General features: G+C 62.3%; 17 protein-coding genes. 6 read left to right on the forward strand and 11 right to left on the reverse strand.

Annotated elements, in window-relative coordinates; translation table 11 throughout:
• Positions 1 to 29: 29 nt before the first annotated feature.
• Complete coding sequence (locus Q1A52_RS13420; RefSeq protein WP_300016157.1) at positions 30 to 1,238, forward strand: aminotransferase class V-fold PLP-dependent enzyme; 1,209 nt, start codon at positions 30 to 32, stop codon at positions 1,236 to 1,238.
• On the opposite strand, the gene Q1A52_RS13425 is transcribed toward Q1A52_RS13420, so the two are convergent.
• Both Q1A52_RS13425 and Q1A52_RS13430 read right to left on the reverse strand, forming a co-directional pair.
• On the reverse strand, positions 1,235 to 1,450 hold the full coding sequence (locus Q1A52_RS13425) for a hypothetical protein (protein WP_300016160.1): 216 nt from the start codon (positions 1,448 to 1,450) through the stop codon (positions 1,235 to 1,237). The two genes, Q1A52_RS13420 and Q1A52_RS13425, sit on opposite strands and share 4 nt — an antisense overlap.
• 54 nt (positions 1,451 to 1,504) lie before the next feature.
• Positions 1,505 to 2,608, reverse strand: a complete 1,104-nt coding sequence (locus Q1A52_RS13430) for a pyridoxal phosphate-dependent aminotransferase (RefSeq protein ID WP_300016163.1) — start codon at positions 2,606 to 2,608, stop codon at positions 1,505 to 1,507.
• 114 nt (positions 2,609 to 2,722) lie between these two features.
• Here Q1A52_RS13430 and Q1A52_RS13435 point away from each other — a divergent pair, with 114 nt between their 5' ends.
• Positions 2,723 to 3,511 (forward strand): crotonase/enoyl-CoA hydratase family protein, encoded by a 789-nt coding sequence (locus Q1A52_RS13435; protein WP_300016166.1) that lies wholly within the window; start codon positions 2,723 to 2,725, stop codon positions 3,509 to 3,511.
• A gap of 9 nt (positions 3,512 to 3,520) precedes the next feature.
• Here the strand turns inward: Q1A52_RS13435 and Q1A52_RS13440 are convergent, their stop codons facing one another.
• Both Q1A52_RS13440 and Q1A52_RS13445 read right to left on the reverse strand, forming a co-directional pair.
• On the reverse strand, positions 3,521 to 3,850 hold the full coding sequence (locus tag Q1A52_RS13440; protein WP_300016169.1) for a DnaJ family domain-containing protein: 330 nt from the start codon (positions 3,848 to 3,850) through the stop codon (positions 3,521 to 3,523).
• 9 nt (positions 3,851 to 3,859) lie between these two features.
• Positions 3,860 to 6,892, reverse strand: a complete 3,033-nt coding sequence (locus Q1A52_RS13445) for a valine--tRNA ligase (RefSeq protein WP_300016172.1) — start codon at positions 6,890 to 6,892, stop codon at positions 3,860 to 3,862.
• Positions 6,893 to 7,217: 325 nt separating this feature from the next.
• Between Q1A52_RS13445 and Q1A52_RS13450 the strand changes: the two genes are divergently transcribed.
• From Q1A52_RS13450 to Q1A52_RS13460, 3 genes are all read left to right on the forward strand, one after another.
• The gene (locus Q1A52_RS13450) at positions 7,218 to 9,515 is read left to right on the forward strand and encodes a xanthine dehydrogenase family protein molybdopterin-binding subunit (protein ID WP_300016175.1); all 2,298 of its coding nucleotides are present in this window, start codon (positions 7,218 to 7,220) and stop codon (positions 9,513 to 9,515) included.
• A 16-nt stretch (positions 9,516 to 9,531) separates the two neighbouring features.
• Positions 9,532 to 10,572 (forward strand): DUF2235 domain-containing protein, encoded by a 1,041-nt coding sequence (locus Q1A52_RS13455; RefSeq protein WP_300017306.1) that lies wholly within the window; start codon positions 9,532 to 9,534, stop codon positions 10,570 to 10,572.
• A 109-nt stretch (positions 10,573 to 10,681) separates the two neighbouring features.
• Positions 10,682 to 11,683: an alpha/beta fold hydrolase gene (locus Q1A52_RS13460; RefSeq protein ID WP_300016178.1), complete on the forward strand. Its 1,002-nt coding sequence runs from the start codon at positions 10,682 to 10,684 to the stop codon at positions 11,681 to 11,683.
• Positions 11,684 to 11,788: 105 nt separating this feature from the next.
• On the opposite strand, the gene Q1A52_RS13465 is transcribed toward Q1A52_RS13460, so the two are convergent.
• The 3 genes from Q1A52_RS13465 to metF all read right to left on the reverse strand — a co-directional run bounded on the left by Q1A52_RS13465 (position 11,789) and on the right by metF (position 13,670).
• Positions 11,789 to 11,992, reverse strand: coding sequence for a hypothetical protein (locus Q1A52_RS13465; protein WP_195818748.1), 204 nt, complete (start codon positions 11,990 to 11,992; stop codon positions 11,789 to 11,791).
• Positions 11,993 to 12,255: 263 nt separating this feature from the next.
• Positions 12,256 to 12,735, reverse strand: a complete 480-nt coding sequence (locus Q1A52_RS13470) for a PaaI family thioesterase (RefSeq protein ID WP_300017309.1) — start codon at positions 12,733 to 12,735, stop codon at positions 12,256 to 12,258.
• A 65-nt stretch (positions 12,736 to 12,800) separates the two neighbouring features.
• Positions 12,801 to 13,670: a methylenetetrahydrofolate reductase [NAD(P)H] gene (gene metF, locus Q1A52_RS13475; RefSeq protein ID WP_300016182.1), complete on the reverse strand. Its 870-nt coding sequence runs from the start codon at positions 13,668 to 13,670 to the stop codon at positions 12,801 to 12,803.
• An 88-nt stretch (positions 13,671 to 13,758) separates the two neighbouring features.
• Between metF and Q1A52_RS13480 the strand changes: the two genes are divergently transcribed.
• Positions 13,759 to 14,664 (forward strand): LysR family transcriptional regulator, encoded by a 906-nt coding sequence (locus Q1A52_RS13480; protein ID WP_300016185.1) that lies wholly within the window; start codon positions 13,759 to 13,761, stop codon positions 14,662 to 14,664.
• Between the two features lie 3 nt (positions 14,665 to 14,667).
• Here the strand turns inward: Q1A52_RS13480 and bluB are convergent, their stop codons facing one another.
• From bluB to ccmI, 4 genes are read right to left on the reverse strand one after another with little or no spacing between them, the layout of a single operon-like run.
• Positions 14,668 to 15,291 (reverse strand): 5,6-dimethylbenzimidazole synthase, encoded by a 624-nt coding sequence (gene bluB / locus Q1A52_RS13485; RefSeq protein WP_300016188.1) that lies wholly within the window; start codon positions 15,289 to 15,291, stop codon positions 14,668 to 14,670.
• Between the two features lie 14 nt (positions 15,292 to 15,305).
• A complete protein-coding gene (locus Q1A52_RS13490; protein WP_300016191.1) occupies positions 15,306 to 15,536 on the reverse strand; it encodes a DUF1289 domain-containing protein in 231 nt (76 codons plus the stop codon).
• 3 nt (positions 15,537 to 15,539) lie between these two features.
• The gene (gene ruvX / locus Q1A52_RS13495) at positions 15,540 to 16,028 is read right to left on the reverse strand and encodes a Holliday junction resolvase RuvX (RefSeq protein WP_300016193.1); all 489 of its coding nucleotides are present in this window, start codon (positions 16,026 to 16,028) and stop codon (positions 15,540 to 15,542) included.
• Positions 16,025 to 17,257 carry a c-type cytochrome biogenesis protein CcmI gene (gene ccmI / locus Q1A52_RS13500; protein ID WP_300016196.1) on the reverse strand — a complete coding sequence of 411 codons (1,233 nt, stop codon included), beginning with the start codon at positions 17,255 to 17,257 and terminating at the stop codon, positions 16,025 to 16,027. The genes ruvX and ccmI overlap by 4 nt, the downstream gene beginning before the upstream one ends.
• Positions 17,258 to 17,358: the final 101 nt, after the last annotated feature.

Here is a 17,358-nt window from a genome sequence, read left to right on the forward strand (position 1 = left end):
GGTTGCGCCACGTAAAAAGGACAGCCTTTATGCCCCAATCACCCGGAAACCCCGCCGGACGCGGTTATCTCGCCATTCCCGGCCCCTCCGTGATGCCGGAGGCGGTGCTGAATGCGATGCACCGGCCCGCCCCGAATATCTACTCCGGGGAACTGCCCGATATGATGCCTGATCTGGTGGCGGATCTGAAACGGGTGGCGCGGACCAAGGGAGAGGTCGCGCTCTACATCGCGAACGGACATGGGGTCTGGGAGGCGGCATTGGCCAACGTCCTTGCGCCCGGCGACAAGGTGCTGGTGCCCGCAACCGGCCATTTTGGCACCGGTTGGGGCGGCATGGCCGCTGCCTTGGGCGCAGAGGTCGCGGTTCTGGATTTCGGCAAATCCGCCCCGATGGACATGGCCCGGGTGGCCGAGGCGCTGTCGGCGGACAAGGAGCACCAGATCAAGGCCGTGCTGGCAGTGCATGTGGACACCTCCACGTCCGTCCGCAACGACATTGCCGCCTTGCGCAGCGCAATGGATGCGACTGGCCATCCCGCGCTGCTGATGGCGGATTGCATTGCCTCGCTGGGCTGTGACCGGTTTGAGATGGACGCCTGGGGCGTCGACGTCATGGTCACAGGCAGCCAGAAGGGGCTGATGGTGCCGCCGGGCATGGGGTTTGTCTTCTTCAACGAAAAGGCCGCGCAGGTGCGCGCCGCCCTGCCACGGGTAAGCAGCTATTGGGATTGGACCACACGCGCCCATCCGGAAGATTTCTACCAGTATTGGAATGGAACGGCCCCCACGCAGCATATCTACGGGCTGCGCGCCGCGCTCGACATGGTCCATGCCGAAGGGATGGAGGCGGTCTGGGCGCGGCACGACCTCCTGGCCCGCGCCATCTGGGCCGCCTGCGAGACCTGGGCGTCAGAAGGGCCCCTGCGTCTGAACATCGATAATGCATCGCATCGCAGCCGGGCGGTCACCGCGCTGCACCTGGACGCGCCGCTGGCGACAAACCTGCGGGACTGGACGGAACAGCGGCTTGGCCTGACGCTCGGGATCGGCCTGGGCATGGTGGACCGCGATGATCCGGCCTGGCACGGGCATTTCCGGCTGGGACATATGGGTCATGTGAATGGTCACATGATCATGGGGCTGCTGGGCGGGATGGAAGCCGGCATGAAAGCCCTGGAGATCCCGCATGGCGCCGGGGCGCTTTCAGCCGCCGCAGCCGTGATTGCAGAACACTAGCGTCGGGGCGGGAGCGACCATCGCGCGTCTTCCATGCGACGTCGGTGGTCGAGCCAGTCCAGCCAGCGGTTCACGGCGAGCCCCAGGAAGACCGCTGCGACCAATCCCCAGATCGCGAAGAGAAACAGCAAGACCCACGTCAGGTTGACCCCGAACATCACGATGCAGGCTCTGGTGTAATTGGGTGCGCGACCCAGTCTGTGTTTGTCCATGGCGCATTCCGTCCGTTGACCGATGCGCAAATTATAGAGATTAGGCGGTTTTCGTCATCTCATTTCTGCGGCTCGCAGGGCAACGGGCAGAACTTCCGCAAAGATGTCGAGGTTCGCGGGGGTGCCGCAGCTGACCCGGATACAGCGGTTTTGCGGCGCAACTGATGGCATGCGGATAAACACCCCCCGTGCAACCATCTCATGCAGCACATTCGCCGCATATGTCGACCCGCCGCCACAATCGATGGACACGAAATTGGCAGCGGAGTTCAGCGGTTTGAGCCCGTTTTTGCGGGCAATATCCCGGATGCGATGGCGCGACGCGACGATGCGGGCCTGCACCGAACGCAACCAGGTCTGGTCTTCCAGGGCCGCAACCGCGCCAGCCTGTGCCGCGCGGTTCATGCCAAAGTGATTGCGCACCTTCTCAAAGGCGGCAATCAGGTCGGGCGCCCCCATGGCATAGCCTACACGTGCGCCTGCAAGCCCGTAAGCCTTGGAAAAGGTCCGCATCCGGATGACCCGGGGATCATCCATGGGTAGAGGCAGGGCGGTGCCACCGGGCGCGCATTCCAGATAGGCCTCATCCAGCACCAGCAGGGTGCCCGCGGGCAGCTTTTCCATGGCTGCGACCAGATCGGCCCCGTCATGCGCCGTGCCCATCGGATTGTCGGGATTCGCAAGATAGACCAGCTTGGCATCCACCTCGGCTGCCTTGGCAAACAAGGCGTCGGGGTCTTCGTGATCGTCCTTGTAGGGTACCTTGTGCAGAACGCCGCCGTAGCCCGCGACATGGTAGTTGAACGTCGGGTAGGCGCCGTCCGAGGTCACAACCGCATCACCTTGCGCCACCATCATCCGTACGAGATAGCCCAACAGCCCATCGATCCCTTCACCAACGACAATCATATCGGGCCGGATGCCGTGATGATCGGCCAGCGCCTCGCGCAGCTCATAGCTTTCGGGGTCGCCGTACATCCACTGTGGCGTTTCGGCCATGGCACGGGTGGCCATGGGCGAGGGGCCAAAGACGTTCTCATTGGCGCCGAGGCGGGCATCAAAAAGGCAGGCACGCGCGCGTTCCTGGGCCTCGGGGCCGACAAAGGGTACTGTGCCGGGCAGGGATCGGGCAAGCGGGGTCAGGCGGTAGTTGGTCATGGCGTCTCTTAAAACGGCTTGGCCGCCATGGGCAAGAGTGAGATTTCCCCAACGTTTGTCTGGTCAATATGTTGCCGCTGCGCTCTGGTGGGGGCAGCGAAAAAGGAGAATCCGATGTCCCGCGTCCTCGTCACCCTTACCGACCACATCGCCCATGTGCAGCTGAACCGCCCGGACAAACGCAATGCCGTCGACCCCGAGATGTTCGCAGCGCTGATCGACGCGGGCCAGCAGGTGGCGGCCTCCGACGCGCGCGTCGCGGTCTTGTCCGGGGCGGGAGAAGGGTTCTGCGCAGGCATCGACATCGGGTCGCTGGGCGGCATGATCGGCAAGGATATCGAGGCGATGATCCTGCCGCGCACCCATGGGGAGGGCACCACCAACCAGTGGCAGGAGGTGGCGATGATCTGGCACCGGTTGGAGATTCCGGTGATTGCGGCGCTGCACGGGACGGTCTTTGGGGCAGGCATGCAGATCGCCTTGGGCGCGGATATCCGCATTGCCGCGCCGGATACCCAACTGGCGGTCATGGAAATGAAATGGGGCATTATTCCGGACATGGGCGGGATGGTGTTGTTGCCCCGGCTCGTGCGCTCCGATGTCATGCGCTGGTTGATCTATACCGCCACGCCCATTCCGGCAGATCAGGCCGAGCGCTGGGGCCTTGTTACCGAGATTGCCGAGAACCCGCTGACAGCGGCCTTCGATCTGGCGCGGGAGCTTGCGGGCAAAAGCCCCAAGGCCATACGGGCGGCCAAGGCGCTGATCGCTTGCGCGGAACGCGAGACGGCGGAGGAGGTTCTGCTGGCCGAAGCGCGCACGCAGGCCAGCCTCTTGGGACAGCCCGAACAGATGGAGGTCATCGCGGCGCACTTCGCCAAACGCGCGCCGGTGTTCAAGTAACCCTGTCTCTCAGGACATGAACTTGCGCCGCGCCTCGCGGGCAATCTCGTAGCGCATCTCCAGATCGGCCAGCTTGGCCATCGCCTCTTTGCGCGTGTTCGCGTCCGGGGCGGCGGCATAGGCTTTGCGCGCCGCGTCCAGTTGGGTTTTCAACGTGAATTCCTCGGGCACCACGCCGGCCTCGGCCATGATCCGCATGGCCGTCGACACCGCCGCCTGCTCCCCGGTTTCAACGGGACGGTCGGGCAGGGGAGCGCCTTCACCTTTCAATCCGGTCAGACCGCCCGAGGCCCGCGCCTTGGCGATCTGCCTTTCGATGAGGGAACGAAAGCTGCGCATGGGGCGATTTTACCCCAATTCGGCCAGCCGTGCGAGCGCCTCTTGCAATTTCGCCTCTTCCTCTTCGCGCAGGGCAAGGTTGGCGCGGGTTTCAGCAACCACCTCTTCTGGTGCGGAGGCTGCGAATTTCGGGTTGTTCAACCGTCCGCGCAAGCCGCCCAACTCCTTCATAAGCTTGTCGAGCGTTTTCTGCAGCCGCGCCTTCTCCTCCGCGATATCAATGATATCGGCCAGCGGCAGGCCAAAGCTGCCGCCAGTGACGGCGAGGGTCACTGTGCCCTTGGGGAAGTTGTCGGCCCGAGACAAGGCTTCGACCCGCGCCAACCGCTTGATCATCACCTCGTTACGATCCCAGGCCGATTGCCCCGCCGCATCCAAATCGGTGACCAGCAAGGGTACGTAGAGGCCCGCGGGCACGTGCATCTGGGTGCGGGCAGAGCGGATGGCCTCGATCAGCGCAACAACCCAGTTGAGTTCCTGATCCGCTACCGGGTCCACAAGGTCTGCCGCCGTGTAGTCAGGCCAATCCGCATGCACCAGCATCTTGTCGCGCTGACCCGTGGCTGCCCAGAGCTCTTCGGTGATGAAGGGCATGATGGGGTGCAGCAGGATCATGCATTGGTCCAGCACCCAGGCCATGGTGGCGCGGGTTTCCGGGGCCAGCGCCGCATTGGCGTCGTCCTGCAACAGTGGCTTGCTGAGCTCCACGTACCAGTCGCAGACCTTGCCCCAGACAAAGCTGTAGGCGGCATTGGCCGCATCGTTGAACCGGTAATTCTGCAGGCTGGTGTCAATTTCCTCGCGAACCTTCGCGGTCTCGCCGATGATCCATTTGTTCACCGCGGCCGAGGGCTCCGGGCGGGCACCGGTGTTTGCCTGCGCGTAGACGCCGTTCATTTCCGCAAAGCGGCAGGCGTTCCAGAGTTTCGTGCCGAAATTGCGGTACCCGGCCACCCGCTGCGTGCTGAGCTTCAGGTCGCGCCCCATGGCGGCCATGGCGGTCAGCGTGAAACGTACGGCATCGGCGCCATATTCGTCGATCAGCTCCAGCGGGTCGATCACATTGCCCAGTGATTTGGACATTTTCTTGCCCTTCTCGTCGCGCACCAGCGCGTGCACGTAAACCGTGTCGAAAGGCTTTTGGCCGGTCACGGCGTATTGCATCATCATCATCCGCGCGACCCAGAAGAAGATGATGTCGAAGCCGGTGATCAGGATGGAGGTCGGGAAGTATTTTTGCAGCGCCGCGTTCTGGGCGTCCTGTTCCGCGTCCCCGGTCCAGCCCAGGGTGCCGATGGGCCAGAGGCCGGAGGAGAACCAGGTATCGAGGACGTCGGGGTCGCGAACCAGCATTGGACGCGTTTCCGTGGCCAGCTTTTCGGTGTACTCCCACGTATCTCGTACGATGATACACTCTTCGCCATAGTAGTCTGCTGCTAGTTTAAGCACTTCGTTTTCGTTCGCGGCGCAAAACGGAACATTCTCTTTCAGTTCTAAACTGCGTGGAGTGTTGTCACTTCCTTTCGGTGCGCCATACCAAACCGGTATCTGGTGCCCCCACCAGAGCTGGCGGGAGATGCACCATGGTTCGATGTTTTCCAGCCAGTTGAAATAGACCTTCTTGTCCTGCTCGGGGTGGATCGCCACATCACCGTTGCGCACCGCGTCAATCGCGGGTTGCACGATCTTGGAGGTCTCGACAAACCACTGGTCGGTCAGCATCGGTTCGATCACCACTTTGGAGCGGTCGCCGAAGGGCTGCATGATCTTCTTGGCCTCGACAAAGGGTACAAGGTGCTCAACCTCGTTGCCGTCTCCGTCCAGTTTGGTGACTCTCTGCATCACCGCGAGGCCTTCATCGGTGATCTGCGCGACCACCTTCTTGCGCGCCTCGAAACGGTCGAGCCCGCGCAGATCGTCCGGCACAAGGTTGACCGCGTCGGCTTCGGCCTCGCTGAGGGTCCGCTCCCCCTGCGCCACGGCCATTGCAAGCGCGGCAGCTTCGGCGTAAGTCGCGCCGTCCTCGCGGAGCGCACCTTTGGTGTCCATCAACCGGTAGAGGGGAATGCCGCCGCGCTTGGCAACCGCGTAGTCGTTGAAGTCATGCGCCCCGGTTATTTTGACCGCACCCGAGCCGAAATTCTTGTCCGGATACTCATCGGTGATGATCGGGATCAGGCGGCGGTGTTCCTTTGGTCCAACCGGAATTTCGCATATTTTCCCGATGATTGGCGCGTATCTTTCATCTGATGGATGAACAGCAACCGCGCCATCCCCCAGCATGGTTTCAGGTCGCGTGGTGGCGATGGAGATATAGTCGCGGGTCTCGCGCAGGGTCTCGTTGCCGTCCTCGTCCTTCTCCACATATTCATAGGTGGCCCCGCCCGCGAGCGGGTATTTGAAGTGCCACATGTGGCCGTCGACCTCGATATTCTCGACTTCCAGATCGGAGATTGCGGTCTCGAAATGCGGGTCCCAGTTCACCAGTCGCTTGCCGCGGTAGATAAGGTCCTTATTGTACATGTCGACAAAGACCTTGATAACCGCATCGTGGAAGTTCGGTCCCTGACCCGCCTCCGGGTCGCCCGGCGCGCCGCCCATAGTGAAAGCCTCGCGCGACCAGTCGCAGGAGGCCCCGAGTCGTTTGAGCTGCCCGATGATGGTGCCGCGCGACTTGACCTTCTGCTGCCAGACCCGCTCGATAAATTTCTCGCGACCCATGTCGCGGCGGCTGGGCTCCTGATTGAGCATCATCTCGCGCTCGGTCACCATCTGCGTGGCGATGCCCGCGTGATCCGTGCCTGGCTGCCAGAGCGTGTCGAACCCGCACATGCGGTGCCAGCGGATCAGGATGTCCTGCAGCGTGTTATTGAAGGCATGCCCCATGTGCAGCGACCCCGTCACATTGGGGGGCGGGATCATAATGGAAAACGTCTCTTCCCGCGTGGCATTTGCGCCGGCCTTGAAAGCGCCTGATTTTTCCCATGCCGCGTACAGGCGGGCTTCGGCTTGCTGAGCGTCAAAAGTCTTGTCGAGCGCCATGATCGCATCCTCTGTCTGATCTTGGCGGGGGTCTACCGGAGGATGCGGGCAAGGGGAAGGCGGGCACGGGGGAAAACTTGACCGGCAAAGGTGGCCTGAAGCCCACCTTACCTGCAGGGGGCGACGGGTGTGGTGAACAGGTAGGGTGGGCTTCAGGCCACCCTTGGCAGCGGGGCCGCCGCACCCGCTCCGGGCGGGGCCTCTGGAATATCTTCGAAGAAAGCGGACTAAAGCGCTGTTTCAACCGTTATCGCAGGGACGACTGGACAAGCGTGCGGGTGCCGCTAGTGTCCGCCTGAACGCAGTGCGCGAAAAGGAGTCCCCCATGGAAAAGTTCGGCAAGTCACAATCGATTAAACGAGTGGAAGACGTCCGCTTTCTGACAGGGCACGGGCGCTATGTGGACGATATCGCGCCTGAGAATGCATTGCGGGCCTTTGTGTTCCGCGCCCCGGTTGCCCATGCGACGATCACGGGGCTGGATGTCTCGGACGCGCGGGCGGCGGAGGGTGTTCAGACGGTGCTGACGGTCGATGATCTGGAGGCGGCGGGCATGACTATCAACATGTTCGGGGCCACGATCAAGAACCGCGATGGGTCGCAGGGGGCGGCACCTAAACGTCCCTTGTTGGCCAAGGGCAAGCTGCGGTTTGTCGGCGAGCCGGTGGCTTTCATCGTCGCGGACACGCTGGATCAGGCGCGGGACGCCGCGGAGCTCATCATGCTCGACTATGACGATCTGCCTGCCAAGATGGACATCGCGGCGGGCGGTCCGGCGGTGCATGACGATGTCCCGGATAACCGTGGCTTCGACTGGGGGATCGGCGATGAGGCGGCAACCGAGGCGGCATTTGCCAAGGCTGCCCGCACAGTGAGCCTGGAGGTGGGTGACAACCGGATCATCGTGAATTCGCTGGAGCCGCGCGGGTGTTTCGCCGAATGGGATGGCGATCGGTTGCATGTCTCGCTGGGCGGGCAGGGTGTCTGGGGGCAAAAGGACGCGCTGGCCAAGGCGTTCGGGTTGGAGCCCGATCTGGTACGCGTGACCACGCCGGATGTGGGCGGTGGCTTTGGCATGAAAGGGTTTCCATATCCGGAATACGCGCTGGCGGCGGAGGCCGCGCGGGTCACCGGACGCCCTGTGCGCTGGATGTCGGAGCGGACAGAAGCCATGCTGAGCGACAATGCGGGGCGTGATCTGACCTCCACGGCGGAGTTTGCCTTTGACGAGACCAACCGGATCACCGCCTACCGGGTGCACTCGCGCTGCAATCTCGGGGCGTATAATAGCCATTTTGGGCAGTTCATTCAAAGCCAGCTCTTCAGCCGCGTGTTGATGGGCGTCTATGATGTGCAAAACACGTGGCTGCGGGTCGAGGGCATCTATACCAACACCACATATGTGGACGCCTACCGTGGGGCCGGGCGGCCCGAGGCCATCTATGTGCTGGAGCGTCTGATGGATCGGGCAGCGCGCGAATTGGGTGTTGATCCGGTCGAGCTGCGGCGGCGGAATTTCATTAAGGCGGACCAGTTTCCCTATGAAACCACGGTGGGCGAAACCTATGACGTTGGTGACTTTGACCGGCTGCTGACCCGCGCCATTTCCGAGGCGGATCTGGAGGGTTTCGCCGCGCGGAAAAAAGCCGATAAGGATCAGGGCCTTATGCGCGGCGTCGGTTTGTGTTACTATATCGAAAGTATTTTGGGCGATCCTTCCGAAGGCGCGAAGGTGGCTTTTAACGAGGATGGTACGGTGACGATCTACGTGGGCACGCAATCCACAGGGCAGGGGCACGAGACGGTCTACGCAAATTTCCTGGCGGACCAGACGGGTATTCCTGCGGAATTGATCACAGTGGTTCAAGGCGACAGCGATCTGATCGCGGAGGGCGGCGGCACCGGTGGGTCGCGGTCTGTTACTGTGCAGAACAACGTGACTCTGGCAGCGGTTGCGGAGATGACTGAGAAGTTCATCGCGTTTCTGGCCGACGAAATGGGCGTGCCTGCCGCCGAGATCACCTTTGATGATGAACGCTTTCGCGCAGATGGTTCTAACCTGAGCCCTACGATGCTGGACGTGGCAGAAATGGCGCGTGCGCAGGGCCGCGACGATCTCCTGGTGCATGAAGCACGCGCCACTCTGGATGCCCGAAGCTTTCCCAACGGTTGCCATGTTTCAGAGGTAATTGTGGACCCTGAGACAGGAGTCGTGACCGTGGACCGCTATACCGTCGTCGATGATTTCGGCAATCTTATCAACCCGATGCTGGCCGAAGGGCAGGTGCATGGCGGGGTGGCGCAGGGTATTGGCCAGGCGCTGACGGAGCATGTTGTCTTTGACGAAGACGGTCAGTTGCTCACGGCATCGTTCATGGACTACGCCTTGCCGCGTGCGGACGACATACCCACTATTAGTTTTACATCGGAACCGGTGCCCTCCACCGCCAACATCATGGGGATGAAGGGCTGTGGCGAAGCGGGGACGGTGGGTGCATTGGCTGCTGTTGCGAACGCGGTTCAGGATGCGCTTTGGGAGCGGGGGGTGCGTCAGGCGGATATGCCTTTCACCCCGCATAAAGTTTGGGAGTTGTTGAACGGTGAGGTCCTCGCGGCGGAATAACAGGTGGCTCGGCTGGCTGCGCAGCAGGTTCTGGCGCCGGCCTGACAGCGATTTTGGCCCACGCCGCGGCCCTGTCACCCATGTCGTCATTCTTGATGGCACGATGTCCTCGCTGGAGCCGGGCTGCGAGACCAACGCCGGGCGCGCCTATCACCTGTGTCGTGAAGTGGGCAGTCCGCTATCAATTTATTACGAGCCCGGGCTGCAGTGGGACAGCTGGCGCTCGGCCATGGATGTGATGATGGGGCGTGGCATCAACCGGCAGATCCGCCGCGCCTATGGCTATCTGGCGTCACGCTATCGCCCGGGGGACAAAATATTCCTGTTTGGGTATTCGCGGGGGGCCTATGCGGTGCGCAGCCTTGCCGGAATGATCGACCTGATGGGCCTTCTCAAGGCGGAGGATGCAACCGAGCGGAACATCCGGGACGTCTACCGTCACTATGAAGGCGATCCGTCCAGCGACTGCGCGCACCAGTTTGCTGCTGCGCATTGCCTCAAAGGGGTCGAGATTGAGATGATCGGCGTCTGGGATACGGTGAAATCGCTGGGCTTCAACGCACCGATCCTTTGGCGTTTCAGTGAAAAAAGGCATGCCTTTCACAGCCCGCACCTCAGCCACAACGTGAAATCGGGGTTTCAGGCGCTAGCGCTGGACGAGACGCGGGCGGCCTATGCGCCGGTCCTCTGGTCCTCGCCCGAGGGGTTTCAAGGGCGGGTGGAGCAGGTCTGGTTTGCTGGCACCCATGGTGATGTCGGCGGACAACTGGGCGGGTTCGAGGAGGCACGGCCCCTGTCGAACATTCCGCTGGTCTGGATGATGGAGCGAGCGCAGATGAGTGGTCTGCCGCTGCCCGATGGCTGGACCACCCGTTTTGCGCAGGATGCCACGGCCCCCATGCTGGGAACCTTTCGTGGCAATGGCAAATGGTTCATCACCCGGCGCGCGCGCAGACCCTTGCAGGACCCTTCCGAGCAGATCCATGACAGCGTCGCCTTGCGTCAATCCGTGGCCCCCGCACCGCGCGGCTGGATGGGGTTCGGAAAGACGGTCTGAAAAAGGCGGTTTGCTGCGACGGAGCGCTGTGAAATTCCCCATTGGCCATTGCACAGTATTCCAATCGGTGTGAAGACGTGCAGCGTTGTAGGTGTGCACGAGGGATCTGTTGAAACGATACGCAGTCTGGGGTGTTTTGGCCCTTCTTGGGGTGACGGTCTTTGCCGGTTTGGGCGTCATGCGTGCGTTTGAGGTCCCCGCCAACGCTGGCGTTTCTGAACATGTGTTTACAGCGCAGGGTCACCGCCTGGCCGGGACGCTCGTCTTGCCTCCGAAAGTGGATGCGCCGCCCATTGTCCTGATTGTGCATGGGGATGGGCCGCAGGACAGGTGGTCTGACAGCAGTTATCTGCCGCTGGTCAACGCGTTGGTGGCCCGGGGCGTTGGCGTTTTCTCTTGGGACAAACCGGGTATCGGGCAAAGCGATGGTGACTGGTTGGCGCAGTCGATGGCAGACCGAACCAAAGAGGCTGTGACCGCCTTCGAGTATCTCAGAGACCAGCAAGGATTTACGCATAACACCTTGGGATTTCTGGGCTTTTCGCAGGCAGGTTGGGTTGTGCCCAAGGCTGCAACGGACACCAGTGCGGGATACGCCGTGCTGATCGGGCCTGCCGTGAACTGGCGTCACCAGGGGGCATATTATACGTCAAGACGCCTTGAGAGAGAGGGGCACACTGCTGGGGAAATCGAGCAGGCTGTCGCTGAAAACCTCGCTGAGAATGATCGAATTTTCCGGGATGGGTCCACGTGTGCAGGCCGCGATGACATGAGCGCGGCGCGCTGCGCCTTCGTCAGGCGCAACTATGGGGTCGATGCGACCGAAGAGGTGCTGGCAATGACGACACCGACCCTGGTTCTGATGGGCGCGGATGATCTGAACGTGGACCCGTCCGAAACGGCTGATTTATATGCGAAAAATCTGCAACATGATGTGCGGATCGTGCCGAAAGCAACGCACAGTTTACTGCGGGCGCAGCACTTCAATTTCCAGACCCCCGCCGATTGGACCGTTCTGGCGGGGTTGCGCTTTCTGCTCAGCGGAAGCCGCGCCTATGCGCCGGGCGTGCTGGATGAGATTTCCCCGTGGGTTGTCACGCGCGCGCAGTAACGCGCGGCCCGGAAACAGCGGACCGGCACTTGGCAACGTCTCTGCCAACAGATTTGCAAACCGAAACAGATGACCCGAGCCACGAATGGCTCGGGTCGGAACCGGTCAGAACGGGAACCGGTGTGAGAGAGGCGGAGGGTGTTCAACCTCCGGTTCGAGACCCACATCCTCCCGCAGGTAGGCGGGCAGATGCGCGCGCGCATAAGGGTCGCGCCGCAGCCGTCTTGGCGACCGGATTAAAACCGCCACCAACCGCAACAGAACACCGCGCGACCGGCTGAGGGGGATGTAGAGTGATAAGTTTGGCATTTGTGCTCTCCATGAATGATGGAAAGCCGCCGCATGAGGAGGATATATAAAAGAAAAGGCCGCATCATGAGGCGGCCTTCGGAGTAGAAACCTGTCAGACCGCTTTAGCTGGCAATTACGCCCGCTGTGCAAAGCATATGTGGTTGACGATATTTCATGTCTGACCTTTCTGCTGTCAGGGTTTCCGTTCGGCACGGGTAGCAGGGCCGAGAGATTCGTTCAACTCCCGGATGCAGGGTCGGTGCAATTTTGCCAGTGACGGATCATGTCATCTTCATAATGATGCAGGTCGTTGACCCGGTGGCATAGAGCTTGCCGTCCTCGACCCCGCGAATTTCGCCATGCGCGACACCGGTGGACCGACCGGCATGATCAATCTCGCCGATACAATCGATGGTCGTGCCAAGGGGGATGTTGCGGGTGATGTTGATCTTGAATTCCAGCGTTGTGTAGATCGAGCCGCGCGGTACTTTTGTCATCACGGCGCAAGCCATGGCGGAATCGAGCAGGGTCCCGTACCAGCCGCCATGCACCGTCCCCATCGGGTTGGTCACGTTGAATTCCGGCGTGCCGCGAAAGACGGCCCGCCCGTCGGACACGGCGTGCAGGGTGTAGCCCATGGTCTCGCCAATGGGCGGACCGGGGTGGCGACCGGCCAGGATGCCCTGCATGAATTCAAGCCCGGACATCGACAGGACATCGGCCTGAGTGAGCAGATCGGCGGGGGATTTAGCAATTGCCATAGCGAGCTCCGGCACGGTGGAATTCATGTCTGGAGCTAAGCGGTTATCGGATTTGGGAACAAGGATTACGCAACGTCGCGCACGCCCGAGGTAGCCAGCGTGACGCCAAGTGCGTGGCAGATCTCGCGCGTCATATCGGGGCGGTTCAGCGTGTAGAAATGCAGATCCTCGACGCCCTCGTCGACCAGGTCGGAGCAGAGTTCTGTGCAGATGGCTGTGGCCAGCAGATCGTGCCGGTCATCGCGGATTGCCGCATCGAACGCCTGATCGAGCCAGGCCGGAATGGTCGCGCCGCAGCGCAGGGCGAACTTGCGCGCGCTGGTCCAGTTGATGATGGGCAGGATGCCCGGTGTAATCGGCGCCGTGATCCCCGCTTTGGCACAATCATCACGGAACCGCAGGAAGGTGTCGGCCTCGAAAAAGAACTGGGTGATCGCCTCATCCGCGCCCGCGTCGATTTTTGCCTTCAGCCAGTCGATGTTGGCCTGCTGGCTGGCGGCCTCGGGGTGTTTTTCAGGATAGGCACCCACGCGCAGGGTGAATTGGCCGGACTGCGCCAATGCCTCGATCAATTCGACCGCATTGGCGAAACCGTTAGGATGGGCTGTGAAACTGTCCTGACCTTCTGGCGCATCGCCGCGCAGCGCGACGATGTCGGTGATGCCCGCCTTGGCAAAGCGTTGGGCCACGGCGAGGGTTTCGGCCTTTGACGCGCCGACGCAGGTCAGATGCGCGGCAACCGGCAGGCCAGATGACTTGTGCAGCGTGTAGGCCGCGTCATGGGTCAGGTCACGGGTGCTGCCGCCCGCGCCGTAGGTGACCGAGAAAAATCGCGGCTCCAGCGGCGCCAGTGCCTGCGCGGTTTCCCACAGTTTGAACGAGGCATCGATGGAGCGGGGCGGGAAGACTTCGAATGAAACGGATGGGGTGGGCATCGGGCGGCGTCCTTATGAGTTGCCACCTTGTGCCATACCTCACTTCGTGAGACAAACTCATAACTCTCATCTTTAACATGAGGCACGCATGCATATCGAGTTTCGCCACCTGCGCACGATCCAGGCCATTCACGAGGCGGGGGGGCTGGCCCGTGCAGCGGATCAGTTGCATATCACACAGTCCGCTTTGAGCCATCAGATCAAGGGGTTGGAGGATCAGGCCGGGGTCGAGCTTTTTGTGCGCCGGTCCAAGCCGCTAAAGCTGTCGCCGGCGGGTATTCGTCTGTTGAAACTGGCACAACAGGTCCTGCCGCAGGTGCAGGCGCTGCAAGAGGAATTCACCGGGCTTCGGGCGGGCAGCACGGGCCGGATGCATATCGCCATCGAATGCCACGCCTGTTTCGAATGGCTTTTCCCGGTGCTGGAGAAGTTCCGCAAAAGCTGGGGGGATGTCGATGTGGATATCCGCCCCGGGCTGGCCTTTGACGCGCTGCCTGCGCTGTTGAAAGAAGAGGTTGATCTGGTGGTCTCTTCCGACCCGGAGGAGTTGCCGGGGGTGAGGTTTGTCGAACTCTTTGATTACGCGCCGGTTTTTGTGGCCGCAAGCACGCATCCCCTGGCGCAGAAACCCTATGTCGAGGCGGCGGATTTCCGGGGGGAGACGCTGATCACCTATCCGGTGGAGCGCACCCGGCTTGATGTGTTCAGCCAACTCCTGATCCCCGCCAAGGTCGAGCCTGCCGCGATCCGGCAGGTGGAGTTGACGGCGGTGATCCTGCTGCTGGTCGCCTCCAATCGCGGGGTATCGGTGCTGCCGGATTGGGTGGTGCGGGAGGTCAAGTATTCTTCCGACTACATCACGCGTCCCCTGACCGAAAAAGGGATCACCCGCAGGCTTTACGCCGCAGTGCGCGAAGACGATCTCGGCAAGCCCTTCATGCAGCAACTGCTGGAATTGGCCGGAGAGGAAGCGCGCAAACTGCAGGCTGTTTGAGCGCTACTTGATGATCCAGGGTTGGGTGGTGTCCGCCTGCCATCCCGCCTCGTGCAGCAGCGGTGTGTCGGAGATACGCTCGGCGTGGCCTAGGCAGAGATAGCCGGTCAGGGACCAGCTGGGTGGTGCGTCAAGGATCGCGGCGACGGCGACCGGATCAAGGATGGAGACCCAGCCAAGGCCGATGTTTTCCGCTCGCGCGGCCAGCCAGAGCGTGTGGATCGCCATGACCGTTGAATAGGAGAGCACCTCGGGCATGGTCTGCCGCCCCAGCCCGCGTCCTTCTTCGACGGCGAGATCAGTGAACACGGCCAGGTGCACCGGGGCCTCGCGCAATCCGGCAAGCTTCAGGGCGAGATAGTCGCGCTGTGCTTCGGGTGCATAGGCTTCAGCGGCGGCGGTATTGCAGGCTTCGAAACTCTCGATGATCCGTGCGCGCCTGTCCTGGCTGTCGACCTGCATCACGCGCCAGGGACGGGAGTTACCGACCGAGGGGGCGTGGTCCATGCTGCGCTGCAGCCGGGCCAGCACATCTGCCGCTACCGGGTCGCGAAGGAAGTGCCGAACATCGCGCCGCCAGGTCAGGATGTCATCGAGGGCGGATCGGTGTGCGTCGGATAGTTCCATAGCTGTCGTGTCTGCTAACGCGCCAGTCGCGCGGCGCGCCCGCCTTTGCGTTTTTTCAACTGGCTGCCGCGCAGGGGCAGTTCCGCCATCACGGCGCGGCGCGCCTCGGGCGTCATGCGCGACCATGCGCTAATCTCGTCGATGGAGCGCAGGCAGCCGGTGCAGAGCCGTGCCTCTGGGTGGATCACGCAGACCTTGATGCAGGGGCTCTCCGCCTCATCGCGGCGCCAGATGTCGTCTGTCATGTGCTACCCTTCATTGGCGACGCGAATGGCCCGCAACCGGTCCAGCGCTCCCTGCAAGATAAACCCCGCGGCCACGTGATCAATAACCTCGGCGCGACGTTTTCGCGATGTATCCGCCTCCAGCAGCGCGCGTTCGGCGGCAACGGTGGACAAACGCTCGTCCCAGAAGGTGACCGGCAGGTCGAAGCCGTCAGTGCGGTCAAGGTTGCGCGCAAAGGCCCGCGTGGACTGGCAGCGTGGCCCTTCGGAGCCATCCATGTTGCGCGGCAGCCCCAGCACCAGACCGCCGATCCGGCGCGCGGCGAGGATTTCCGTCAGCCGGGCGACATCCTGCGTGAATTTGCGCCGCTTGATTGTTTCCAGCGGCGTGGCGATGGACAGGAAGGTGTCGGAGACCGCAACACCAATGGTGACCGTGCCCAGATCAAGACCGGCAATGCTGTGCATCGGGGGCAGGGCGTCGGCGAAATCACCAATCTCTTCGTGTATCATTCGACAACACGGGCGCGCTGGCCCGCGCGCAGCAGTAGGTCCAATGCGCGGGTGTCTTCGGCAAAGACCTCGATGGCATTGTCATAGACCGCGCGCGCCTGTCCGGTCTGACCCAGCACGCCAAGCGCGCTGATCAGCTGTGCCCAATCCTGCACCGGACCGCCTTCCGTCGCCAGTCGTTCGGATAGGCCCGAAACCATGCCCTGGATCATCTCCAGCCGTTCCGCCGGGGAAAGATCGCCCGCCGCGTCGATGTCAGCGGCAGAGGGGCCACGCCCGGTGCCAATCTCGGGCAACTGGTAGTTGACGCCTGCCCGGAACGACATGTCTTCGATCTGTGCAAGTATGGGCGGTATCCACGGTGCGTCCTCTGGTCCTTCGCGCAGTAGCGCATCCCACATGCGGAAGGCGGTATCGGGCCGTCCGGTCTGGGCCATCATCAGGCCAAGGTAGTAGCGCGCGGTGCCGTTGCTCTGATCCACGCTGAGCGCCGTGCGCAGCGCGGTTTCCGCCTCCGGCGACACATAACCGCCCGCCGCGAGTACCAGCATGTCGGCATAGTCGACGTAATCGGCGACCTCTGCGTTGACCCCTTTCAGGCGTAGGACCTCGCCCTGGGCCTCTGCGGCAGCGCGGAAATTCCCTAGATTCGCTTCGTTCTGGGCCAGCAGAATATGCCCCTGCAGGTCATCAGGCCGCCGGGCCACCGTGTCGCGCAGCTGTTCGACCAATGCGACGTAATCCGGGCTCGCCTCCGGCGGGGTCCCGCGTTCGGGCAGGCTGGCTTCTGCTTCGGCCTGACTGGGGCGTTCGGCCAGCGCTTCCTCGGCAAAGGCGATGCGGTCGGCTAGCGTCAGATCGCCGTATCCCGGTGCCCCGAGTTGCAGGTAAAGCCCGACACTGCCCGCGATCAGCACAAGGGTAATCGTGCCCGCGACGATCCCCGGCGCGCCTTTGCTGGCGTCTGCGGTGACGTGGTCCTTTTTCAGAGCGGCATCGGCGGCAAGAATACGGCGCGACACCTCGGCACGCACACGCTCCGCGTCCTCCTCGCTGACCACGCCGCGCGCGAGGTCCTTTTCAACCTCGCGCAGCTGGTCGCGATAGACCCGCAAATCGTAGGCCGCCGCCGGCACCGCCGCGCCTGTGCGCGGTGCCCGCAGACCCAATGCCAGCAAAATCGCGACGCCCAGGGCGAGCCCGCCCGCCAAGATCCAGAATAACGCCATTCAGTCATGCTCCTTGCGCCCCTGACTTAGCGATCAATGCGCGCGGGCAAAAGGGACAAATCACCACGCCTGCGCGCGCAATTGTCTCAATTGCGGCTTGT

Source organism: uncultured Roseobacter sp., assembly GCF_947488185.1.
GTDB lineage: Bacteria > Pseudomonadota > Alphaproteobacteria > Rhodobacterales > Rhodobacteraceae > Roseobacter.